General features: G+C 71.2%; 18 protein-coding genes. 7 read left to right on the forward strand and 11 right to left on the reverse strand.

Annotated elements, in window-relative coordinates; translation table 11 throughout:
• Positions 1-283 precede the first annotated feature (283 nt).
• The 4 genes from ACFZBB_RS24175 (at position 284) to ACFZBB_RS24190 (ending at position 4696) form a co-directional block, all read left to right on the forward strand.
• Complete coding sequence (locus tag ACFZBB_RS24175; RefSeq protein WP_391125994.1) at positions 284-1195, forward strand: SIS domain-containing protein; 912 nt, start codon at positions 284-286, stop codon at positions 1193-1195.
• A gap of 314 nt (positions 1196-1509) precedes the next feature.
• Positions 1510-2967, forward strand: a complete 1458-nt coding sequence (locus ACFZBB_RS24180; RefSeq protein ID WP_391125997.1) for a hypothetical protein — start codon at positions 1510-1512, stop codon at positions 2965-2967.
• A 243-nt stretch (positions 2968-3210) separates the two neighbouring features.
• Positions 3211-3597, forward strand: coding sequence for an AQJ64_40280 family protein (locus ACFZBB_RS24185; protein WP_391126000.1), 387 nt, complete (start codon positions 3211-3213; stop codon positions 3595-3597).
• 193 nt (positions 3598-3790) lie between these two features.
• The gene (locus ACFZBB_RS24190; RefSeq protein ID WP_391126003.1) at positions 3791-4696 is read left to right on the forward strand and encodes a neutral zinc metallopeptidase; all 906 of its coding nucleotides are present in this window, start codon (positions 3791-3793) and stop codon (positions 4694-4696) included.
• Between the two features lie 320 nt (positions 4697-5016).
• Here ACFZBB_RS24190 and ACFZBB_RS24195 read toward each other — a convergent pair whose 3' ends face one another.
• Positions 5017-5187 carry a hydrophobic protein gene (locus ACFZBB_RS24195; protein ID WP_355348845.1) on the reverse strand — a complete coding sequence of 57 codons (171 nt, stop codon included), beginning with the start codon at positions 5185-5187 and terminating at the stop codon, positions 5017-5019.
• A gap of 596 nt (positions 5188-5783) precedes the next feature.
• Between ACFZBB_RS24195 and ACFZBB_RS24200 the strand changes: the two genes are divergently transcribed.
• On the forward strand, positions 5784-9284 hold the full coding sequence (locus tag ACFZBB_RS24200) for a ricin-type beta-trefoil lectin domain protein (RefSeq protein ID WP_391126006.1): 3501 nt from the start codon (positions 5784-5786) through the stop codon (positions 9282-9284).
• Positions 9285-9378: 94 nt separating this feature from the next.
• Here ACFZBB_RS24200 and ACFZBB_RS24205 read toward each other — a convergent pair whose 3' ends face one another.
• Positions 9379-10587 carry a cellulose binding domain-containing protein gene (locus ACFZBB_RS24205; protein WP_391126009.1) on the reverse strand — a complete coding sequence of 403 codons (1209 nt, stop codon included), beginning with the start codon at positions 10585-10587 and terminating at the stop codon, positions 9379-9381.
• 286 nt (positions 10588-10873) lie between these two features.
• Here ACFZBB_RS24205 and ACFZBB_RS24210 point away from each other — a divergent pair, with 286 nt between their 5' ends.
• Positions 10874-12136 carry a lytic polysaccharide monooxygenase gene (locus ACFZBB_RS24210; protein WP_391126012.1) on the forward strand — a complete coding sequence of 421 codons (1263 nt, stop codon included), beginning with the start codon at positions 10874-10876 and terminating at the stop codon, positions 12134-12136.
• Between the two features lie 127 nt (positions 12137-12263).
• Here the strand turns inward: ACFZBB_RS24210 and ACFZBB_RS24215 are convergent, their stop codons facing one another.
• The 4 genes from ACFZBB_RS24215 to rpe form a co-directional block, all read right to left on the reverse strand.
• Positions 12264-12626 carry a barstar family protein gene (locus tag ACFZBB_RS24215; protein ID WP_391126015.1) on the reverse strand — a complete coding sequence of 121 codons (363 nt, stop codon included), beginning with the start codon at positions 12624-12626 and terminating at the stop codon, positions 12264-12266.
• Positions 12623-13066, reverse strand: coding sequence for a ribonuclease domain-containing protein (locus ACFZBB_RS24220; protein WP_391126290.1), 444 nt, complete (start codon positions 13064-13066; stop codon positions 12623-12625). Before ACFZBB_RS24220 ends, ACFZBB_RS24215 begins: the two co-directional genes overlap by 4 nt.
• A 342-nt stretch (positions 13067-13408) precedes the next feature.
• Positions 13409-14422 carry a sugar-binding domain-containing protein gene (locus ACFZBB_RS24225; RefSeq protein WP_355348827.1) on the reverse strand — a complete coding sequence of 338 codons (1014 nt, stop codon included), beginning with the start codon at positions 14420-14422 and terminating at the stop codon, positions 13409-13411.
• A gap of 138 nt (positions 14423-14560) precedes the next feature.
• Positions 14561-15235 (reverse strand): ribulose-phosphate 3-epimerase, encoded by a 675-nt coding sequence (gene rpe, locus ACFZBB_RS24230; RefSeq protein WP_391126018.1) that lies wholly within the window; start codon positions 15233-15235, stop codon positions 14561-14563.
• Between the two features lie 182 nt (positions 15236-15417).
• On the opposite strand from rpe, the gene ACFZBB_RS24235 reads away from it, so the two are divergent.
• Complete coding sequence (locus tag ACFZBB_RS24235) at positions 15418-17568, forward strand: MMPL family transporter (RefSeq protein WP_391126021.1); 2151 nt, start codon at positions 15418-15420, stop codon at positions 17566-17568.
• A 23-nt stretch (positions 17569-17591) separates the two neighbouring features.
• Here the strand turns inward: ACFZBB_RS24235 and ACFZBB_RS24240 are convergent, their stop codons facing one another.
• The 5 genes from ACFZBB_RS24240 to def all read right to left on the reverse strand — a co-directional run bounded on the left by ACFZBB_RS24240 (position 17592) and on the right by def (position 22523).
• Positions 17592-18737, reverse strand: a complete 1146-nt coding sequence (locus ACFZBB_RS24240; protein WP_391126024.1) for a DUF6596 domain-containing protein — start codon at positions 18735-18737, stop codon at positions 17592-17594.
• Positions 18737-19153 (reverse strand): YciI family protein, encoded by a 417-nt coding sequence (locus ACFZBB_RS24245; protein WP_391046673.1) that lies wholly within the window; start codon positions 19151-19153, stop codon positions 18737-18739. Before ACFZBB_RS24245 ends, ACFZBB_RS24240 begins: the two co-directional genes overlap by 1 nt.
• Before the next feature lie 141 nt (positions 19154-19294).
• Entirely contained in the window at positions 19295-20740 is a 1446-nt protein-coding gene (locus ACFZBB_RS24250; RefSeq protein ID WP_391126028.1) for a transcription antitermination factor NusB, read from the reverse strand.
• Between the two features lie 182 nt (positions 20741-20922).
• The gene (gene fmt / locus ACFZBB_RS24255; protein ID WP_391126031.1) at positions 20923-21855 is read right to left on the reverse strand and encodes a methionyl-tRNA formyltransferase; all 933 of its coding nucleotides are present in this window, start codon (positions 21853-21855) and stop codon (positions 20923-20925) included.
• Positions 21856-21950: 95 nt separating this feature from the next.
• A complete protein-coding gene (gene def / locus ACFZBB_RS24260; RefSeq protein WP_391126033.1) occupies positions 21951-22523 on the reverse strand; it encodes a peptide deformylase in 573 nt (190 codons plus the stop codon).
• Positions 22524-22704: the final 181 nt, after the last annotated feature.

The raw sequence follows: 22704 nt of genomic DNA on the forward strand, positions 1-22704 counted from the left end.
CCTCGTCCATCACACGCTTCAGCTTGTCGTCCGAGCCCGGGGTCAGGTGACCATAGATGTCCGCGGTTATCTGAATTGTAGAGTGCCCCGACCAGCGGGAGACCTCCAGGAGGGACACCCTGTCGGGGCCGCCGCGCATGGGCCTGCCGGAGGAGGTCCGCGCCGTACCCGAGCGAGCAGCCTGAATCTGTCAGTCTGCGTGGTTGATACACGATGAATGACATAATCGCATGGCATCATGGCCTTTCGGACGGCCGGCAGGCGTGAGCGATCGGGGAGCCGTATGGAGGCCAAGGGCTACGGCCACGCGGGAGCGCGCATTGATGTCACGGCGCTGATCCGAGCCGAGTTGCCGCACCTGACGGGCTCACTGCGGAAAGTGGCCGAGCTGGTGCTCGCCGATCCCGGCTCCGTGATCGGCTGCTCGGCCGCCGAGTTGGGGCGGCGCACCGGCACGTCCCAGCCGACGGTGACGCGGTTCTGCCGTGCGGTGGGCCTGGAGTCGTACCAGCATCTGCTGATCGAACTGGTCCGTGAGAGCGCGCGCGGCGACGAGCCCGCCTGGGGCACCTCGGAGATCGGGCCGGACATCTCCCCCGACGACGACTTGCGGCGGGTGGTCACCGTCGTCGGCCAGGCAGATCTCGGCGCGGTGCAGCGGACGCTGGACACCATTGACCTCGCGTCGCTTGAGCGCGCGGCCCAGGCGGTCGCCCGAGCGCGGCGGATCGACGTGTACGGCGTCGGCGGCAGCGGCGCGGTGGCGGTGGAGACCGAGCTGCGGCTCTTCGGGATCGGATGCGCGGTGCGCGGGTGGAACGAGGTGCACGCCGCCACGACGTCGGCAGCGCTGCTCACCCCGGCCGATGTCGCCATCGGCATCTCTCACTCCGGATCGACCCGGGAGACGATCGAGCCGTTCGAACTCGCCCGCGCGCGGGGCGCCACCACAGTGGCGATCACCGCCGACCACAGGTCACCGTTGGCGCGGGCGGCTGAGGTCCGGCTGATCTCCGCAACCGCCGAGACCTCCTTCCGCGCCGGCAGCATCGGAGCCCGGCACTCGGTGCTGGTGCTGATCGACTGCTTGTACGTGCGCGTGGCGCAACTGTCGTACGGCCGGGCCAGCGCGTCCATGGCGCTCACCGGGCACATCCCGGGCGAGCACATGGTGAAGGGGCGCCGCGGGCGCTGACTTCAGTGCGCCGAGTTCAGTGCGCCGAGTCCGGCTGCCGAAAGCGGGGCGCGAGGGCGGAACGCGACGTTCGTGAGTGCGACGGTCGAGGGCGCACGACTCGCGCTTCCAGGCATGGGGACCGCCGGACGCGGGTCGGGCGTATCCGCGGCGGCGCATGCGCGTCCTGCATGATTCATTCATCATTTCTGCGCATCGTGGTTGATTGAACCACCACCGTCTGCCAGCATGTGTGCGTCCGCCACGGTCGCCGGTGCACCGATGGGACCTTCAGCCCCCTCCCCGTTCACGCGTTCCAACGATCGGAGTAGGCCATGCCAGAACAGAACTCCTCCCTCTCCAGCGCTTCACAGCCGATGCACCGCCGGACGCTGCTACAGGCCGCGGGCCTGGGCGCCGGCGTACTCGCCGCAGGCGGCCTGGCCGCCAACCGGGCGGCGGCCGCACCGGGGCCCGGCGACCCGACTGCCGGGGCGCTGAGTTCGGTGGATTCCGGAGACGGCACGCACGCCGCCGACGCGGCGAACTCTGCCGCCGCGACCGGCGTGGACCTTCCGCTCACCGGCGGACCGGACTTCCCGATCGGGCTGTTCTGGCCGCCGCACCCGTACGAGACCACGCTCGACCGCTACCAGGAGATCAAGGACGCCGGGTTCACCTTCTTGATCACCGGCAACTATCAATTCGATCCGCAAAGCGGCGGCTACGCCTTGCAGATGGCCGACCAGGTGGGCCTGAAAGTGCTGATCTCGGGCGACCCCCGGATGCAGGCGATCGCGCAGTACTTGTCGGTCAACGATGACCGGAGCGTGCCGTCCTCGCTCACCACCGCCGACGCGACGTCATGGGTGCGTGCGGCACTGACCAGTTACGCGAACCACCCCTCGCTCGCCGGGTTCAACGTCTTCGACGAACCGGCCCAGTCCAGATTCCCTACGGTCGGGGCGCTCACCGGCATCGTGCGTGACGTCGCACCGGGGCTGCTGCCGTACTCCAACCTCGTGCCGGGTAACGGCCCGGGCTACGCGGCCTTCGTGCAGGCGTACATCGACACCGTCAAGCCGCCGCTGATCTCGTTCGACCGGTACCCGATCCTCACCGACGGCATAGACCTCAACTACTTCGACAACTGGGCGATCTACCGCGAGGCGTCGCTGAAGTCCGGTCTGCCGGCGTGGACGTTCATCCAGTCGGTCGGCTACAACAACCACCGGGTGCCCACCGCCTCGCAGTTGGCTTGGCAGACCAACATCAGCCTGGCGTACGGCTGCAAGGGCATCCAGTACTTCACCTACTGGACGCCGGACCCCGCCCGTGGCGAGGGTTTCACCAAGGCGCTGATCACCGCCGACGGCAAGCAGACCCCGCTGTACGGCGCAGCCCGCAGGCTTAACCGCACCTGGCTCCAGCCGGTCGGCCGCCAACTCAAGCCGCTCCACTCGGAGTCGGTCCAACACGCCAACGACGACCCGCTGCCGCCGAGCGCAGTGGCCTTCACCCCAGGCGATCGCCTGACCTCAGCCGCCGGGGACGCCGTCGTCATCGGTCTCTTCAGGAACACGCAGGACGACGGCACCCGCTACCTGCTCGTGACCAACCGGAACCCCGACGCCCCCGCCTCGGTGCGGCTCGGCGTCAACCAGGCGCACGTCGGAAGCGTGGCGACCTTCGAGCCGGCCACCGGCCGCTACCGCGGAGCGGCCCAGCACGGCACGCTGAAGGTCCATCTCAAAGCGGGCGCGGCGGCGCTCTACCGCCTGTCGCCGCGCTGAGTCCGGGGGCTGAGCGATTCTGGGCGGCCCCGGCCCGCCCGCACACCAGGTGCGGGCGGGCCGAGCCATGGGGGGGGCAAGGCCGTCGGCGACGGACACCTCGCCGTAACGGGTCGTCCCGCACGTCGGCGCCTCGATCACGGGCCGGAAACCTACACGGCCGGATATGCGTCTTGTCCGACGCCGGGATCAGTTCGCGGCGCTTGTCCTGTCGGCGATGACGCCTGAGGAAGGATGGGGACGATGAACCTGCGGACCGAGGTGAACTGGGAAGACGCCCAGAAGCGTCGGCCGCCCAGCGGTGTTCCTGTGGCGGCGGCGATCACGGGCCGGTACCCGCCCGACCGTTCCGATACGTCGGGCGAGGCGTCGGACGTGGGGGAGGAATTCTGGCTTGTGCGGCCGATGTATTGGACCTCGGAGCACTTCGGCGAGGACGGCACACGGCACACGGACTGCTTCGTTGATTCCGACGGCATTGTGCGACTGCCGTACGGTCGCGGGGGTGGCGAGAGCGTCACTCACTGGGCCGAACTTCCCACCCTCCCCCGCGCAACGGTGCGCGCTGTGTTCGGCCCCGACGTGCGTCCCGCTCTGAGAGCCGCGTGGGACACCCGCCCCGCCGACTGAGCCGCGGCCTCCTCCTCCGCACGATCAACTCTCCGGGGTCGGTGAATGAGGTGACTGACCGCTGGGAAAGCGTCCGGCGGAAGGCGACCTCCTCGGAACACGGTCCGGGCACAACCAGATGAGGTCTGTTCGGCTGGGTAGACGCCCCCGGTGAGACACGGCGTACCGGCGTGTTGTGAGGGAGAGTCAGCTGATGCAGTTCGACGACGATGCCGCCCTGGACACCTCCGAGGTGCAGGACAACCGAGGCGGCACACGGGGCGGGATTCCCGGTGGCGGAAAGACCGTGGGCGGTGGGGTGGTAGGGCTGCTGGTCGTGATCGCCTCTGTGGTGTTCGGAGTGGACCCGGGTCTGCTCAGCTCGGGCAGCACCTCTGACAGCGCCGCTCGATCCGGCGGCTCCCAGGGCGTCGCGCCCGGCGATCTGGCGGCGGACTGCCGGACCGGGGCGGACGCCAACAAGAAGGACGACTGCCGGATCGTGGCCGTGGTCGACAGCGTCCAGGCGTTCTGGAAGCAGACGGAGACAGCCGCAGGAAAGTCGTACCCCCAGGCGCCGACCCTGCTGTTCACCGACAGGGTCAACACCGGCTGCGGGGAGGCGACTTCGGAGGTCGGCCCCTTCTACTGCTCCGCCGACGACAAGGTCTACCTCGACCTCGGGTTCTTCGACGAGCTCACAGGCAAGTTCGGTGCCAAGGGAGGCCCGTTCGCCGAGGCATACGTCATCGCGCACGAATACGGACACCACATTCAGGACCTCAGCGGCACCATCTCGCGCGGCAGCGGCCAGGGCGAGAACAGCGGCTCGGTGAAACTCGAACTCCAAGCCGACTGCTACGCCGGAGTGTGGGCCCACCACGCCACGACCACCCCGGACCCCGCGAGTGGAAAGCCGCTGATCACCGACCTGACGCGGGCGGACATCAATGTGGGCCTGGACGCCGCGGCCGCTGTCGGCGACGACCGTATCCAGCAGAAGTACCAGGGCAAGGTCACGCCGGACACCTGGACCCACGGCTCGGCGGCGCAGCGCCGGCAGTGGTTCACCAAGGGCTACACGTCCGGAACCGTCTCGGCCTGCGACACCTTCGCCTGAGAAGTCAGCTCGTACGGCCCGTCCGCGGTGAGCGCGGACGGGGCATGCCGAGCTGTCGTGGCACACGCCCCGGGGCGGTCGGTGGGTCTTCACGGCCGGTGATCCGGAGTTCGACAAGGACAAGCGTTCCGAAGACGCGGAAATACCTTTGGTACGGGCAGCGCGCGCCCCAGCATTGTTTCATCCTGTCCCGAAATATCCGGTGTACCCGTCATCGGAGAACGTTGCCGCAATACCACTGAGCGGTGGGCGCCCCCCCCGGGGGGGGGGCCCCCCCCGGGGGGGGCGCCCACCGCTCAGTGGTACGTCGAAGTGCGTCGCTACCAGCGGTACCAGCGGCCACGACTGCCACCGGAATTCGTCGAGCGGACAACGAATCCCAGCAGCCAGACCACCAGGACGACGATCGCCACCCACCACAGAATCTTGAGGGCGAACCCGGCGCCGAAGAGAATCAACGCGAGCAGAAGAACGAGCAGAAGCGGTCCCATAGTTTGTACCTCCCACTCGCGCGCTTGCCCCACGCCCACACTGACATGCGCGAACAATGTCACGGAACGGTATCCATCAACTGGTGACAGGTGTCCTGGCGATGAGCGAGACAGGCGGTCGAGCGCGATAGTCAACGCGCCTCAACGACAGGCGCACTCGATTCCGAGTGCGCGACAGACCCGTATCACCCCGTACTGCTCCGCAATTCCTTGTCCTCACCATGACCACCGGACGCTGCGGACTTTGCCGCGGACACCGTTGCGGGGATCCGGGCATTTTCTGACTTCTGGTGCGAACGGTAATGTTTCGCACTGTGTCAACGCGGTGGCGGGACGGGGCGCGGCCGTCGAGGTGCGTCGACCGGAGTGCCACACCGCCGACCGGCCCGTGCGGCGTATTGACGCATACACGACCAATGGCTAGCTTCAGGGAGCGCTCTCACGCCTCGTGGCACCGGTCAACTCAACTCCGCTTCCCGCACGGCAAATTGGACGATGGACAACGATGTCAGGCCCTGTCGAGGACTACGGAAGGCATGCCCATGCGCCCACGCCGCGTCGGATCACCTCTCTCGCCCCGCAGGAGCCGGGCGCTCGTGCTGAGTTCATGCCTGGCGCTGCTGTCGGTCGCCGCCGTCGACAGCGCGGTGGCGCAGCAGGCCGCCCCGCCGACGCGGGCCGCGGCGTCGAGTCCCGTCGTCACCGACGGGAACGCCCGCTTCGAGGTGCTCAGCCCGACCCTGGTGCGGCTGGAGTACGCGGGCGACGCCACCTTCCAGGACGGGACGACCTTCAACGCCGTCAACCGGTCCTTCCCCGTATCCGACGTCACCACGGACGTCACCGCGGACGGATACCGCGAGATCACGACGTCCGGGCTCACGCTGCGCTACAAGCAGGGCAGCGGCCCCTTCACGGCGGCCAACCTCACGGTGACGATGGCGGGCACGGGGGTGACCGCCAAACCGGCGTTTCCCTCCTACTGCCCGGTCAACTCCGCCTGCGAGGGTGAGAATTCGCTGCTCAGCGGCTACGGCGTCGCCGCCTACGACCACACCGGGCACACCGGCTCCGGCTTCGTCGCCGGATACGAGCACACGGGCAGCGGCCTCACCCAGGACGTCTCCGCGGTGCCGTCGACCGGCGACTACCGGCTGTGGGTGCGCTACTCCAACGCGGCGGGCGGCACGGGCACCCTGTCCACCCGGGTCGGCTCGACCGCGGGCCCGGCGCTCAGCCTGCCCGCCACCTCGTCGTGGAACGCCTGGTCGACCGCGTCCGCCACGGTGCACCTGACCGCCGGAACCAACACGCTGAGCATCGTGCAGAACGCGGGTGACACCGGCCGGGTCAACATCGACAGCCTGGCGGTCACCCCGGTCGGCACCACGGCGTACCCGGCCGCGTCGACGGCGCTCACCACGACCGGCTACGGCGCGGGGCCGACGAACACCCTCGGCGGCTGGTCCCGGACGCTGGACAATCCGGCGGCCGTGCCGGTGCCCGAGCACCCGGGGATCCTGGATCGCGACGGCTGGTACCTGCTGGACGACACCCGGACGGCTCTGCTGTCGGGCGCGCATGCGGTGACCGACCGGCCCTCGCACGGCGCCCAGCCGTACCAGGACGGCTACTTCTTCGGTTACGGCCAGAACTACAAACAGGGCCTCGCCGACCTCAACTCCCTGACCGGCGGCGCCAATCTGCTACCGGAGTCGGCCTACGGCGTGTGGTACTCGCGGTACTACGGCTACTCGACGGCCGACTACGAGAATTCGCTGCTGCCCACCTTCCGCAGCACGAACACGCCGATCGACTGGCTGGTGGTGGACACCGACTGGAAGTCGCCGACGCAGTGGAACGGCTGGAACTGGAACAGTTCGCTCTTCCCCGATCCGCGGGGATTCCTCGACTGGACCAAGCAGCAGGGTCTCGCGGTGTCGATGAACATCCACCCGACCATCGACAGCGGCGACCCCAAATTCGCCGCGGCCAACTCCCGCGCGGGCGGTCTCCTGCCCGACGGCGGCAGTACATACGCCTTCGACTGGTCCAACCCGGCGCATCTGGCCGCCTATCTCGATCTGCACCAGCCCTTCGAACAGCAGGGCGTGCGGGAGTGGTGGCTGGACTACTGCACCAACTGCGGTGCCTCGACCGCCTCCGATCCGCATGTGGGGCCGGACAATCTGATCAACCAGGCATATGCGGACGACGCGGCGGCCAAGGGGCTGCGCGGCTTCTCCTTCGCACGGATCGGCGGCTCGGAGGAGGGCGGCGACGACAGCAACTACCCGGTCGGGCCCTGGTCCGAGCGGCGCAACTCGATGCAGTTCACCGGCGACACGCCCGCGACGTGGGACATGCTCGCCTTCGAGGCGAAGTTCACCGCCGCCGAGGCCGCCGCGGGGATCTCCAATGTCAGCCATGACATCGGCAGCTTCCACGGCGGTCATCTCGCCGACGATCTGTACGCCCGCTGGGTGCAATTCGGCACCTTCCAGCCGGTGGACCGGCTGCACTCCGACCACGGCGACCGGCTGCCGTGGAACTACACCGGCGCTGCCGCGGCGAGCGCCGAGTCCTTCCTGCGGCTGCGGGAAGCGCTCGTCCCGTACACGTACACGCTCGCACAGCAGGCGAACGCGACCGGCGTGCCCATCGTCCGGCCGCTGTATCTCGACTACCCGTCCCAGGATGCCGCCTACAGCGCCACCGGCGAGTATCTGTACGGCGACGACGTCCTGGTCGCGCCGATCACCTCGCCCAACGACTCCAGCGGCAACGGCTCCGCGTCGGTGTGGGTGCCGCCGGGGAGCTGGACGGACTACTTCACCGGCCGCACCTACACCGGGCCCGCCACCGTCACCATCACCGGTCCGCTGTCCCGGATGCCGGTGCTGATCAAGGCCGGCGGCATCCTCACCACCCGCACCGACTACGTCGACAACCAGGGGCAGCGGCCGTTGACGCAGTTGACGGTGAATGTCGCCGCGGGTGCCGACGGGGCTTTCTCGGTCTACTCCGACGCCGGCGAGGGCACGGGCTATCGCAGCGGCCAGGCGACCAAGGCGCCCCTGTCGTGGAGTGAGGCGGCGCGCACACTGACGATCGGCGCGCAGACCGGTTCCTTCAGCGGCGCGCCGACCTCCCGGGCCTACACCCTGCGACTGTCCAACTCGCAGGCACCGACCGCCGTTTCGGTCGACGGGGTGCAGGTCCCGGAGACCGCGTGGTCGTGGAACGTCAACCGCAGGACGGTGACGGTGACGACGGGCGCGCTCCCGCTCGGCTCCTCGCACACCGTGACACTGTCCGGCAGCGCGTCCGCGAACCCGGCGTCCGGCGAGGTGATCGGCGCGGGCGGGCTGTGCCTCGACGTGCGCGGCGGGGTGGCCGACGACGGGACGGCCGTGCAGCTGTGGGGCTGCAACCACAGCGCGGCCCAGCAGGTCGCGTACCAGGCCGACAGTACCGTCCTGGTCCTCGGCAAGTGCCTGACGGCCACGGGCGGCGGGACGGCGAACCGTACGCCGGTGAGCGTCGCGGGCTGCTCGGGTGCCGCCTCGCAGACCTGGACGCACCGCTCCGACGGCAGCCTGCTCAATCCGGCCTCGGGACGCTGCCTCGACGTGCCGGACGGCAACACCTCACCCGGCGCCGTACAGCTCCAGCTCTACGACTGCGCCGGTGTGACCGCGCAGTCGTGGAAGCTGCCGCCCGGTGCGGTCTCCGGCCCCGCTGCCCTGTGCGTGGACGTGACCAACGCCGATCCGGCCTCCGCCACGCCCGTGCAGTTGTCCGGCTGCAACGGCTCCGACGCGCAGCGCTGGTCCGCGCCCGGCGACCGCACGCTGCGGACCTTCGGCAAGTGCCTCGACGCGGTGGGCGGCAACACCGGCAACGGCACACGGACCCAACTGTGGGACTGCAACGGCACGGGCGCCCAGGTGTGGGAGAGCCGGGCCGACGGCACCTTGTTCAATCCGCAGTCGGGCCGCTGCCTCGACGACAAGGACAACGGCCAGCAGGCCGGGGATCCCGTGCAGTTGTGGGACTGCAACGGAACGGCGGCACAGCGCTTCCGCCTCGGCTGACCGGCACGCCCCGTCCGCCGTGACCCACCCCGTCGCGGACACGGTCAGGCCGGCTGCCGGACCGGGTCCGCGACGGACCTCTGTGACGCTCTCGTCAGCAGCCGAGCGGCGCGGAACCGACGGCCACGTCGTCGAACCACAAGGTGTCGTCGCCCGTGGCGTAGCTCTCCCAGCCGAGTCGCAGGGCGGTCGGCCTGGGCGGCGTGGTGCGCGAGAGCCACTGCTGGTCGATGTCCTGGGTCGGCACGCCGTCGGCGTGCAACCCGGGTATCTGCGTGTCATTGAGCCAGGTGTCGAGCTTCGGCGCCGTGGTGTCGACCGCGAAGCGCAGGCACTGCCAGGTGAGGGTCGGCAGTGGACTGCTCAGCGAGACCCCGGCCGGACTCTGCGCCGGGAGGGTGGCGTCGTCACTCTCCCGGTTCCACTGCAGGGCGCCGTTCTGGCCGCCGATCCGCAGCGCCCGGCCGCCCTGGGAGGAGTCCGGCATGGAGACGAAGGCGACGTGCGAGGTCGGGAGCGCGGTGGTGTGCCGCACCCACATACGGATGTAGACCACCGGGCCGACCGACGACAGATCAGCGGTGGAGGCGACGAAGGCGTGGTTGCAGTAGCCCGCCTTCCCGTCCACCCGTAGGGACTTCGAGCCGCTGTGCGCGACTGTCGTGTCGATGGCGGCCGTCCCCGTGCCTTGGCAGTCGGGCGCGGTGAAACGCCAGTCCCCGGCCGGACCGGCACCGCTCTGGTCCTCAAAGCCCGTGCATATCGTCGCGGAGTCGCATCCCGCGGGCGGCGAAGTGGTCGGAGGCGTGGTCGGGGGCGTCGTAGGCGGGGTGGTCGGGGGCGTGGTCGGCGGGGTGGTCGGCGGGGTGGTGCTGACGCCTCCACAGGGCAGGTCGTTGAGGGCGAAGTCAGCGGGTTGCGAGCCCGCGGACCCAGCAGTTCCCTGCACGCCGAAGTCGACCGTGCCTCCTGCTGCCACGACGCCATTGTAGGACGCGTTGACGGCGGTGACGGAGTGTCCGTTCTGGGTGACGGTCGCGTTCCAGGCCGAAGTGATCTTCTGATCGCCGGCATACGTCCACGTGAGCCGCCAACTACTCAGCGCTGCGCCGAGGTTGGTGACGTGCACCTGCGCGGTGTAGCCACCGGACCATTCGTTGAGCGTGTACTCGGCCCGGCATCCGGACGCCGACGCGCCGAATCCGCTGGTGGGCACCGAGATCAGGAGAGAGACGGCCAGCGCTATGGCGGCGGCGACCGCCATCCACAACCTGGGTGGTAACCGGAGAGTGCGAGCGAGCATAGGTGCCTCTTTCGGGATGCCTGCGTGGGGGGAGCACAACATATGGGAGCGCTCCCATCCATCACAGCGCCCCGACTGCACACTGTCAACGAATGCGGCCCGACCCAAGCACGGCGCGACTCAGGCCGGTCTCGTCCGCAGGTGTTTACGAATTCTTGATCCACTGTTAGCTTCACAAATGGGAGCGCTCCCACTCTCACGGACCCGTCCCCTCCCCCCACGCTGTCCCGGTGGCCCGGCCGCGGTGCGCCGCGGCCCCGGGAAAGCTCCCGGAAAGGTCATGATCTTGAAGCGAAAAAGAAGCTGGCAACTGTCGTTATTCGGTGTCTTCGCCCTTTTGCTCTCGGCTTTCGGCGCGGTCCTGCTCAGCCAGGGCTCCGCGCAGGCGCACGGCGTGGCGATGATGCCGGGCTCGCGCACCTACCTCTGCTACGAGGACGCCCTGACCCCCACCGGCGCCCTCACGCCGACCAACCCGGCCTGCGCCGCGGCGGTCGCCCAGAGCGGAACGACGTCGCTGTACAACTGGTTCGCGGTGCTCGACTCCAACGCGGGCGGTCGCGGCGAGGGTTACGTCCCGGACGGAACGCTGTGCAGCGCCGGCAACAAGTCACCGTACGACTTCTCGGCCTACAACGCGGCCCGCGCCGACTGGCCGAGGACGCACCTCACATCGGGCTCCACGATCCAGTTGCAGTACAGCAACTGGGCCGCGCACCCGGGCACCTTCCGTGTCTATGTGACCAAGCAGGGCTGGTCCCCGACCACTCCGCTGGCCTGGGCCGACCTGGAGTCGATCGGAAGCACCACCAACCCGCCCGCGGCGGGGTCGCCGGGAACCGACGGCGGCCATTACTACTGGGACCTGACGCTGCCCTCGAACCGTACGGGTGACGCGATGGTCTTCATCCAGTGGGTCCGCTCGGACAGCAATGAGAACTTCTTCTCCTGCTCCGACATCGCGTTCGACGGCGGTCACGGCGAGGTCAGCGGCATCCACAACGGCGGTTCGACCACGAGCGGCACGACCACTGGCACCACAAGCGGCACGACAAGCGGCACCACGACCGGCACGACCACTGGCACCACGACCGGCACCACGACCGGCACCACAAGCGGCACCACGACCGGCACCACGACCGGCACCACAAGCGGCACCACGACCGGCACGACGACCGGCACCACGACCGGCACCACAAGCGGCACCACGACCGGCGGCAGCACAGGCGGGACCGACCCCGGCTCCTGCATGGCGATGTACGCGGTCTCCAACTCCTGGAGCGGTGGGTTCCAGGGGCAGGTCACCGTGATGAACCACGGCGCCTCTCCGTCAAGTCACTGGAAGGTGAACTGGACGCTCGGCACCGGAACGCAGATCACCAGTCTGTGGAACGGAGTCCAGTCAGTCAGCGGAGGAAGCATCAGCGTCACCAACGCCGCCTACAACGGCACGATCCCACCGGACGGCGCTTCCACGACGTTCGGATTCACGGCCAACTCGACCGGCAACAACACGCCCATCGGCTCCATCACTTGCACGTTCTCCTAGCGCGCTGACGCGGCCGACAGCGCCCCGCACGGCCCCGTGCCGTGCGGGGCGACGGGCCCGGGGGTTGCCGTCCCTGGACGGCGACCGGTTCACGTACTTCATATTCGCGCGCGAACGCATCGTGCGCCTACGGACGAACGTCCCTCTCTTCGCCGTCCCCGTTCGTGTCTTCCTCCAACGCCACGGTCAGCTCGGTGTCGGTATCGCGCCAGAAGGTCTCCGCGTCGCGCAGGATGTCCTTCACGATCCGCCACTCGCGCGGCTTGGCCGCCGCGTACTCCTGCCAGCCCTCGATCCGCAGCCGCCGCCCGTCGGAGCCGACCGGCCACCACGACAGGTCGGTGAGGCAGTCCGCGAGCGCGTCCCAATTGCGGCCGAACCAGTCCGGCAGGTGCAGCCGCTCGGTGCAGCGGTCCATGAACGACTGGCGGTCGGCGACCCCGGTCAGATCCAGTACGAGGGTGTGGTCGGGCGGTGTGGTGGCCGTCATCGCAGCACCGCCTCGAAGCTCTGGTAGTGGTCGGAGGTGTAGAAGATCTCGCCGTTGCGGCCGGTCACGATCCGCCGCGCGCCGCGGTCCGGGGCGTCCGGGGTCGGCACCGTGTACTCGTGGTAGTAGCCGCGCGTCCGGGCGGGCAGTTCCTTCTCGTAGTTGCCGAAGACGATGCCGTCCCTGCTGTACGGGTACGGTCCGCCGCGGTCGATCAGCGCCAGCGTGGTACGGGCCTCGGGGGGCAGGTCGGCGGGGTGCAGGACGTGGTGGCCGTCGGCCCAGGCGGGGGTGGACGAGGCGTGGGCGGCCCGCCCGGAGCTGTGGGCGGCCGGGACGACGGTGGGGGTCGCGCAGCCGCCGAGGAGGAGCCCGAACAGAGCGAGCAGGCAGGTGGCGAGCACGGGGGCGACCGCGCGTGGAACGGACCGCAGCAGCATGCCGCCGATGCTGCCACACTTGCTCACTTCCAGCGCGGAACGGCACTCCGCACGGGTCAAGCCGGGGTCCTCGCGGTTGTCCGTGGGTCGGTGCCGACTGTCCGTGGGTCGGTGCCGGTTGACCGTGTCGACTGTCCGTGGGTCGGTGCCGGGCCGGGGCACCTCCTCGGAATGCGTCACACCTGGTCACACGGAATTCGGTACCCGGCTGTCAACGCGTTCCTGCGGGGCGCCCCTGCCCGTCCCCTCCGGTCGCTCTGCGGGCTGGTGGCCGTCCTCGTGCCGCGCCGAAGCCTGAGGGGTCCGGGTGGGCTCGTGTCCTACGGTCGGTCGACGGGAGGGTCAGGGGCCGTCGGGGTCGGCGCGGTCGAGGGCGGGGCGGGGGGCGGGGGCGGTGGAGTGCAGGAGGTGGTCGGCGGCGGCGGTGTCGGTGACCAGGCTGGTGACGAGGCCGGAGCGGAGTACCGCGTCGATGGCGGCTGCCTTGCGGCGACCGCCCGCGATGGCGAGTACTTCGGGGATCCGGCGGAGCCGGTCGGCGTCGATGGTGATGCAGCGCTCGCCGAGGTCGCGGCCGACCCTGCGGCCCTGGGCGTCGAAGAGGTGGGAGGACATCTCGGCGGCGACGCCGAGGCCCGCGTAGTGCTCGCGCTCCTCGTCGGTGAGGGCGTCGTGGACGGTGGAGATGCCCGCTTCCCAGGAGCCGACGGAGACCACGGCGACGGTGACCTTGTCGAAGTAGCCCATGGCGGCGGCGATGCCGCTCTGGGCGCGCAGGGCGCTGGCGGTGGCGGGGTCGGCGAGCACCATCGGCGCGTACAGCGGGTGCGCCTCGCCGCCGGAGACGGCGGCGGCGGTGCGTACCGCCTCGACGGAGCCGCGCTCGGTGGTGCCGACGTCGTAGACGCCGGTGAGCTGGACGACGGTGCAGGGCGCGAGCCGGTCCAGCGCGTTGGCCATGGTGATGATGGAGCGGCCCCAGGCCAGGCCCAGTACGTCACCGTCGTCCACCAGCTCGCCGAGCAGGTCGGCGGCGACGGCGCCCAGATTCTCCGGGTCGGGCGCGTCCGCCTGGTCGGGCGGGGTCTCGACGACGACGGCGTGCCGCAGGCCGTAGTGGGCGCGCAGGGCGTCGGAGCGCTCGGCGTCCAGCTCGGCGGGGACGCGGATCTCGATTCTCACCAGGTCGCGTTCGAGGGCGGTCTCCAGGACCCTGGCCACCTTGAAGCGGCTGACCCCGAACTCCTCGGCGATCTGGATTTTGGACTTGCCCTCCAGGTAGAAGCGACGTGCCATCGCCGCCGCCTGGACCATCTCGCCGGGGCCCATGCGCACCTGTGTGCGGCCTGTGCTCACGTCGGTTCTCCCCAGTCGCCTATCTGATCCGCGTTGCCCCATGTGATCCGCTCCGCACTCATCCTCGCAGATCGTGCCGTGTTACGGGCGCGTAGCGAAGACGCTTCCGCCCGTGGTAACCCCCGGTAGGCGCCCCCGTCACCGGGGCACTTCCGCGGCCTTCGCGGCGGCCTGCTGGCGCAGCGCGCGGACCGCGGCGGCGGGGTCGTCCGTGCCGTACACCGCGGAGCCCGCGACGAAGACGTCGGCGCCCGCCTCGGCGCACCGCTCGATGGTCTCGGCCGAGACGCCGCCGTCGACCTGGAGCCACATCTCGAGGCCGTAGCGGTCGATCAGCGCCCTGGTGCGGCGGATCTTCGGCAGCATGATGTCGAGGAACGCCTGGCCGCCGAAGCCCGGCTCGACCGTCATGATCAGCAGCATGTCGAGTTCCGGCAGCAGGTCCTCGTAGGGCTCGACCGGGGTGGCGGGCTTGAGCGCCATCGACGCCCGCGCGCCCTTCGCCCGGATCTCCCTGGCGAGCCGGACCGGGGCCGCCGCCGCCTCCACGTGGAAGGTCACCGAGCCCGCGCCGGCCTCCACGTACGCGGGCGCCCAGCGGTCCGGGTCCTCGATCATCAGGTGGCAGTCGAGCGGCGTCTCCGTCGCCCTGCTCAGGGACTCGACGACCGGCACCCCCAGCGTGAGGTTCGGCACGAAGTGGCTGTCCATCACGTCGACATGGAGCCAGTCGGCGCCCTCGACCGCCTTCGCCTCCTCGGCGAGCCGCGCGAAGTCGGCGGAAAGAATGCTGGGGTTGATCTGCACGCTCATGGGTCCAGCAAACCAGATCCGGAGGACGTGTGTTCCCACCCACCGGTCCCGCCAACCCTCGGACACGGCACGAACGCCAGTGCCATGCTGGTGCCGATCACTCTCCGGCACGGTCCGGCGCTCCCAGGGCGTCGCGTCGGACGGCGGGGGGACGACACCACGAGCGGGCCCGGGGGGCACTCATGGCGGGCGGAGCGGGACGAATAGCGCACGTCGTCTGCGGGCGGCGGAGCAAGTGGGTCGTGCTCGGCCTGTGGATCGTCGTGCTGGTGGTGGTCTCGCCGCTGGCCCAGAAACTCACCGACGCGCAGAAGAACGACTCGGCGAGCTGGCTGCCGAGCAAGGCGGAGTCCACCCAAGTGCTGGAGCTCCAGAAGCAGTTCGTGCCGGAGAGCGCGCCCGCGGTCGTCGTGTACTCCCGGCCCGGCGGCCTGACCGACGCGGATGTGGCGAAGGTCGGCGCGGACGTCGCTTCCGTCAAGTCGCTGACCGCGCACGGCATCGTCGGCAGCCGTACGGTCGGACCGCAGCTCGACCGACGGACCGCGCCTCGCGCGGCGCTGCTCATCGTGCCGATCACCATCGACCCGAGCGGCTGGAGCACCATCGCGGACGCGGTCAAGCAGCTCAGGTCCACCGTCGGGCAGGGCGACGACGGGCTCCGGACGCACATCACGGGCCCCGGCGGCTTCTCCGCGGACTCCGCCGACGCCTTCGCCGGGATCGAGGGCACCCTGCTGTACGCGGCCCTCGCCGTCGTCGTCGTGATCCTGCTGATCACCTACCGCAGCCTGAGCCTGCTCTTCGTGCCGGTGCTGTCCGTGATCGGCGCGCTGTTCACGTCGGAGGCGGTGATCTACCTGCTCGCCGAGCACGCCGGTCTGGTGGTCAACGCCCAGAGCGCGGGCATCCTCACCGTCCTGGTGTTCGGCGCGGGTACGGACTACGCGCTGCTGCTCGTCGCCCGCTACCGCGAAGAGCTGCGCGATCACGAGGACCGGCACGAGGCGATGGCGCTCGCCCTGCACCGGGCGGGCCCCGCGATCATCGCGAGCGCGGCCACGGTGGCGCTGAGCATGCTGTGTCTGCTGGCCGCCGACATGAACTCGACCTCCGGGCTCGGCCCCGTCGCCGCGATCGGTGTCGCGGTGGCCCTGCTGGCGATGCTCACGCTCTTCCCCGCCCTGTTGGTGATCTTCGGCCGCTGGGTGTTCTGGCCCGCGATCCCGCACGTGGGCAGCGCGGAGCCGACCAAGGCCGGTGTGTGGTCGCGGATCGGCACGGCGGTCGGCCACCGGCCGCGGTCGGTGTGGATCACGACGGTGGTCGTGCTCGGCGCGCTCGGCCTCGGGCTGTTCTCCCTGAAGGCGACCGGCCTGTCCAGCGCGGACAGCTTCACCAACACCCCGGACTCCGTGGTCGGCCAGAAGGTGCAGTCCCGCTACTTCCCGGCCGGTGGCGGCCAGCCGCTGGTGGTGATCGCGCGGGCGGGCGCCGCCGACGAGGTGCGTACGGCGCTGGCCTCGGTGAAGGGCGTCGTGCCCGGCTCGGTCGGCACCCCGCCGGGCGTGGCCGCGCGGAGGGACGGCCGGGTCTATCTGGAGGCCACTCTCGCCGACCGCGCGGACAGCGGCGCCGCCCAGCGGACCGTACGGCTGGCCCGCGACACCCTGCACCGCGTCCCCGGCGCGGACGCCCTGGTCGGCGGCGGGACGGCGGTGCAGAAGGACACCAACCAGGCGGCGAGCCGCGACAACAAGCTGCTGATCCCGCTGATCCTGCTGGTCGTCCTGCTGATCCTGGCGCTGCTGCTGCGGGCCCTGGTGGCGCCGCTGGTGCTGATGGCCACGGTGGTGCTGTCCTTCGGCGCCGCCCTCGGCGTCAGCTCGCTGGCCTTCCGGCACGTGTTCGGATACGCGGGCGAGGACACGGCGTTCCCGCTGTTCGTCTTCGTGTTCCTGGTGGCGCTGGGCATCGACTACAACATCTTCCTCATGACCCGGATCCGGGAGGAGACCGTCCGGCTCGGCACCCGCGCCGGCGTCCGTACCGGCCTCGCCGCCACCGGCGGGGTGATCACCTCGGCCGGGCTCGTCCTCGCGGGCACCTTCGCGGTGCTCGGCACGCTCCCGGTGGTCGGCTTCGCCGAGATCGGCTTCGCGGTCGCCTTCGGCGTCCTGCTCGACACCTTCGTCGTCCGCTCGGTGCTGGTCTCCGCGATCACCCTCGACCTGGGCCACCGGGTGTGGTGGCCGAGCAGGCTCGACTCACCCCGTGGCGCGACGGCGCGGGCGCGGGAGGAGGACCGGGAGCAGCCAGCGGAGAGCCGCTAGCCGCAGACACGGACACGGGCGCATCAGCGCTTGCGGCGGGTGTTGAGCCGGGCCGCCTGCCGTGTCAGGTGGTCGCGCTCGGCGAGGTTCGGCGCCTTCGGGGCCGCCTGTGCGTACAGCCGGGCCGCCGTCGCCAGGTCGCCGTCGCGCTCGTGGAGATACGCGGCCACCGCCGTGTACCGGGGCAGCGAGTCGTCCAGCGCGGCGAGCGCCGCGAGACCGGCGCGGGGGCCGTCCGCCTCGCCGACCGCCACCGCCCGGTTGAGGCGGACGACCGGGCTGTCGGTCAGGGCCGCCAGTTCGTCGTACCACTCGACGATCTGCACCCAGTCGGTCTCCTCGGCCGTCGGCGCGTCCGCGTGGAGCGCCGCGATGGCGGCCTGGGCCTGGAACTCGCCCAGCCGGTCGCGGGCCAGCGCCGCCTGAAGGATCTCGACGCCCTCGGCGATCGCGCCGGTGTCCCACCGGCCGCGGTCCTGCTCGGCGAGCGGTACGAGGCTGCCGTCGGGCGCGGTCCTGGCGGCCCGGCGGGCGTGGTGCAGCAGCATGAGGGCGAGCAGCCCCGCCACCTCGGGGTGGTCGATCACGGCCGCGAGTTGCCGGGTGAGCCGGACGGCCTCGGCGGACAGGTCGACATCGCCGGAGTAGCCCTCGTTGAAGACCAGGTACAGGACCCGCAGCACCGTGGCGACGTCGCCCGGCCGGTCGAACCGCACGCCGGAGACGGTGCGCTTGGCCCGGCTGATGCGCTGCGCCATCGTCGCCTCGGGCACCAGATACGCCTGGGCGATCTGCCGGGTGGTCAGGCCGCCGACGGCCCGCAGGGTGAGCGCGACCGCCGACGACGCGGTCAGCGACGGGTGCGCGCACAGAAAGTAGAGCTGGAGCGTGTCGTCCGCGCCGGAGGCGGGCCCGCTCTCCGGTGCCATGTCCACCAGGTCCTCACGCCTGCGCCGGGCCGTGTCCGCCCGCGTCGCGTCGAGGAACCGCCGCCAGGCCACCGTCACCAGCCAGCCCTTCGGGTCACGCGGCGGATCGTCGGGCCAGACGCGTACCGCTTCGACCAGTGCGTCCTGCACCGCGTCCTCGACGGCCGCGAAGTCGGCTCCGCGCCGGACGAGGATCGCGAGCACTGCCGGGGTGAGGCTCCTGACCAGAGCCTCGTCCATCAGTGGGGGCACCCCGTGACGGTGGGGTGGGCGCCGAGGAACGGACGCAACTCCAGCCATTCGTGGATCGGCTTCCCCCCGGCGCCGGGCGCGGCCGACAGCTCCCCTGCCAGTTCGAGGGCCCGCTCGTAGCTGTCGACGTCGATCACCATCCACCCGGCGATGACGTCCTTGGTCTCGGCGAACGGCCCGTCGGTGACCGGCGGACGGCCCTCCCCGTCGTACCGCACGAAGGTCCCCTCGGGGGCGAGCGCCTGGCTGTCGACGTACTCGCCGGTCTCCTCGAGGCGGGTCGCGAAGTCGTTCATGTACGTCACGTGCGCCGAGATCTCCTCGGGCGTCCACTGCGCCATGGGTACGTCGTTCACCGACGCCGGGGCGCCCCGGTAGTGCTTGAGCAGCAGATACTTCGCCATGGTGCTTCTCCTCAGTGCGGATGCGACCCATTGTGGTCGCGGTTCACCTCGGGGACGGAGCCGTGCGCGGGTTCTCGACATCGCCGCCGGATGTTTTTCGCCCGCGCGGCAGAACGCGGGCGATCGGCTCCCGGCGGGCGGTCAGGCCGTACGGCGCAGGAGGGCGAGATACATCGCGTCCGTGCCGTGCAGGTGCGGCCAGAGCTGGATGTCGGGGCCGTCGCCGAGGGCGGGGACACCGGGCAGCAGCGGGCGTACGTCGATGCGCTCGGCGGCCGGGGCGCGGTCGTCGCGGAGGATGTCGTCCACGACGGCGCGGGTCTCCGCCAGGTGCGGGGAGCAGGTCGCGTAGCCGACGACGCCGCCGACGCGTACGGCGTGCAGGGCCTCGGTGAGCAGGCCGCGCTGGAGGGGGCCGAAGGTGGGTACGTCCTCGGCGCGCCGTCGCCAGCGGGCCTCGGGCCGGCGGCGGAGCGCGCCGAGGCCGGTGCAGGGCACGTCGACCAGGACGCGGTCGAAGGAGCCCTCGGCCCAGGCGGGGCGGGTGCCGTCGGCGACCACGACCTGGTACGGGCCGGGGTTGCCCGCCAGGGAGCGGGCCACCAGGCGGGCGCGGTGGGGCTGCTTCTCGGCGGCGACGAGCTCCGCGCCGCGCTGGGCCGCGAGGGCCGCGAGGAGCGCGGCCTTGCCGCCGGGGCCCGCGCAGGCGTCGAGCCAGCGGGCGTCCCGGCCGTCGAGCGGGACGGCGGCCAGCGCGGCGGCGACGAGTTGGCTGCCCTCGTCCTGCACGCCAGCCCGGCCCTCGCGGACCGCGTCCACGGCCGCCGGGTCACCGCCCTCGGCCAGCCGTACCGCGTACGGCGACCAGCGGCCGGGCTCCGTCGTGTCCGGCGGCAGCGACTCCATCAGCTCGCGCGCGGTCGACCGGCCGGGGCGCGCGACCAGCGTCACCTCGGGCCGTTCGTTGTCCGCCGCCAGCAGGTCCTCGATCCCGGCCCGGCCGCCGCCGAGCGCGTCCCACAGCGCCGAGACGACCCAGCGCGGATGCGAGTGCACGACGGCCAGGTGGTCCTCGGGGTCCTCGTCGTACGGCGGCGCGACCAGTTCGAGCCACTCGTCCAGGTCGTGCGCGGAGACCTTCCGCAGCACCGCGTTCACGAACTTCGCCCGGCCGTCGCCGAGCACCACCCTGGCCAGCTCGACGCTCGCCGACACCGCCGCGTGCGTCGGGATACGCGTCCCGAGCAGCTGGTGGACGCCCAGCGCCAGCACGTCGAGCACCGGCGGGTCCACCTCGCGCAAGGGCCGGTCCACGCAGGCCGCGATCACCGCGTCGTACGTCCCCTGCCGCCGCAGCGTCCCGTACACCAGCTCCGTCGCCAGCGCCGCGTCCCGCCGGTCGAACTCCCGGCCCTTCTTCACCGCCTCCGCCTCCGCCGCCTTCAGCAGGCCCGGCAGCACCAGATTCGCGTACGCGTCCCGCTCCCCCACCGCCCGCAGCGCCTCGAACGCCAGGATTCTGACGGGGTCACGCTGGGGTCGGCGGTACGGCTTGCCCTGCGGGCGACGGCGCGGCTGGTCGTTCACGTGTGAAGGTGCTCCGATTTTTACGAAGGTCGGTCGCCGTCCACCCTAAGCGCCTGCGGCGCGGGGTGTACTTCTGCCCTGCGGAGGGGCCGGCCGCCGACAGGGCGGGCAACCGGCGCGGGACGCACGCCGACAACGACGTCGCACGGGCGGCTACGGGCGGGAAGAACAAGCGCGGGCGGCTAGGCCCCGAGGCGGGAGCCGGACGGGATGCGGGCGCCCCGGGCCCAGTCGGCGGCGGCCATCCGCTTCTTGCCCTGCGGCTGCACCTCCCCGAGGAGAACGGCGTGGCTCCCCGTCCCGACGTACACGGCGTTCTTGGCGACGCCCAGTTCGCCGGGGGCGAGGTCGACGCGGTCTGGCTGGGGCCGGACGGGCCCGAGCTTGAGGCGTTCGCCGGAGGTCAGGGTCCAGGCGCCGGGCGCGGGGGTGCACCCCCGGATGAGGCGGTCGACGCGGAGGGCGGGCGCCGTCCAGTCGACGGCGGCGTCCTCGACGGTGATCTTGGGCGCGAGGGTGATCCCGTCGGCGGGCTGGGGCCGGGCGACGAGGCGGCCGTCCTCGATGCCGTCCATGGTGGCGACGAGCAGCCCGGCGCCGCTGCGGCCGAGCCGGGTGAGCAGGTCGCCGCTGGTGTCGGTCGGGCCGATCTCCTCGGTGAGGACGCCGTAGACGGGCCCGGAGTCGAGCCCCTGCTCGATGAGGAAGGTGGACGCGCCGGTGACCTCGTCACCTGCCATGACCGCGTGCTGCACGGGCGCGGCGCCACGCCAGGCGGGCAGCAGCGAGAAGTGCAGATTGATCCAGCCGTGCGCGGGGATGTCGAGCGCGGCCTTGGGCAGCAGCGCGCCGTAGGCGACGACCGGACAGGCGTCGGGGGCGATCTCCCGCAGCCGGGCGAGGAAGTCCTCGTCGCGGGGGCGCGCGGGCTTGAGGGTTTCGATCCCGGCCTCGGCCGCCCGCTCGGCGACGGGGCTGGCCAGCAGCTTGCGGCCGCGCCCGGCCGTCGCGTCGGGCCGGGTCACGACGGCGACCACCTCGTGCCGGTCGCAGGCCAGCAGTGCGTCCAGTGCGGGTACGGCGACCTCGGGGGTGCCGGCGAAGACGAGCCTCATCGTGCGGGGTGTGCCTCTCGATGGTGGTTCACGGGCGGGCTTTTCGGCCTGACGGCGCGACGGCTTGACGGCTCTCCGCCGTCAGGGGGCGGGCGTCACTGCCCGCGCCCGAAGGTGTCGTGCGGCGAGATCTTCACCTGCGGCACGCTGTTCTCGCCCGGCACCCGCCAGATGCCGTCCGGGCCCTCGGTCGCCTCGCGGATCGCCTTGAGCGCGGCCTTGCGCTGCTCGGTGTCGAGCCGGTCGATGAAGATGACCCCGTCCAGGTGGTCCGTCTCGTGCTGGATGCAGCGGGCGAGCCGCTGCGTGCCCTCGATCGTGACCGGGTCGCCGTACATGTTGAGGCCCTTGGCGACGACGCCGTACGCGCGCTTGCAGTCGTACGTCAGGCCCGGCAGCGACAGGCAGCCCTCGGGGCCGTCCTGCTCGTCCTCGCTGAGGGTCAGCTCCGGGTTGATCAGGTGGCCCAGCTCGCCCTCGACGAAGTAGGTGAACACCCGCAGGGAGACGCCCAGTTGCGGCGCGGCCAGGCCCGCGCCCGGCGCGTCCCGCATGGTGTCGGTCAAGTCCTGTACGAGCGTGCGCAGTTCCTTGTCGAAGGTCGTGACCGGCTGCGCCGTCATGCGCAGCACCGGGTCACCGAAGAGGCGGATGGGCTTGACGGACACGGCGGCGGTCTCCTGGAACGGGCGTACGGCGGCGGCTCCGGACGCCGGGTGCCGGCCGTCCTGACCGCCCCGGGGACGGGGCAGGGGTCAATTCTAGAGGCGCGTTCGGCCCGCCGTGGCGGGGGTGCACGCCCGGCCGCGCGCCCCCCGAGGGGTGGGCTGCGCCCCTTGCTGCGTGACT

This window comes from Streptomyces sp. NPDC008139, assembly GCF_042957025.1.
GTDB lineage: Bacteria > Actinomycetota > Actinomycetes > Streptomycetales > Streptomycetaceae > Actinacidiphila.

Coding starts and splice junctions, on each gene's coding strand:
- ACFZBB_RS24205 (WP_391126009.1), bottom strand. CDS start 10,587: ATGCTCGCTCGCACTCTCCGGTTACCACCCAGGTTGTGGATGGCGGTC.
- ACFZBB_RS24245 (WP_391046673.1), bottom strand. CDS start 19,153: ATGGCGAAGTATCTGCTGCTCAAGCACTACCGGGGCGCCCCGGCGTCG.
- fmt (WP_391126031.1), bottom strand. CDS start 21,855: ATGAGGCTCGTCTTCGCCGGCACCCCCGAGGTCGCCGTACCCGCACTG.
- ACFZBB_RS24190 (WP_391126003.1), top strand. CDS start 3,791: ATGCAGTTCGACGACGATGCCGCCCTGGACACCTCCGAGGTGCAGGAC.
- rpe (WP_391126018.1), bottom strand. CDS start 15,235: ATGAGCGTGCAGATCAACCCCAGCATTCTTTCCGCCGACTTCGCGCGG.
- ACFZBB_RS24185 (WP_391126000.1), top strand. CDS start 3,211: ATGAACCTGCGGACCGAGGTGAACTGGGAAGACGCCCAGAAGCGTCGG.
- ACFZBB_RS24180 (WP_391125997.1), top strand. CDS start 1,510: ATGCCAGAACAGAACTCCTCCCTCTCCAGCGCTTCACAGCCGATGCAC.
- ACFZBB_RS24195 (WP_355348845.1), bottom strand. CDS start 5,187: ATGGGACCGCTTCTGCTCGTTCTTCTGCTCGCGTTGATTCTCTTCGGC.
- ACFZBB_RS24220 (WP_391126290.1), bottom strand. CDS start 13,066: ATGCTGCTGCGGTCCGTTCCACGCGCGGTCGCCCCCGTGCTCGCCACC.
- ACFZBB_RS24175 (WP_391125994.1), top strand. CDS start 284: ATGGAGGCCAAGGGCTACGGCCACGCGGGAGCGCGCATTGATGTCACG.
- ACFZBB_RS24235 (WP_391126021.1), top strand. CDS start 15,418: ATGGCGGGCGGAGCGGGACGAATAGCGCACGTCGTCTGCGGGCGGCGG.
- ACFZBB_RS24215 (WP_391126015.1), bottom strand. CDS start 12,626: ATGACGGCCACCACACCGCCCGACCACACCCTCGTACTGGATCTGACC.
- ACFZBB_RS24240 (WP_391126024.1), bottom strand. CDS start 18,737: ATGGACGAGGCTCTGGTCAGGAGCCTCACCCCGGCAGTGCTCGCGATC.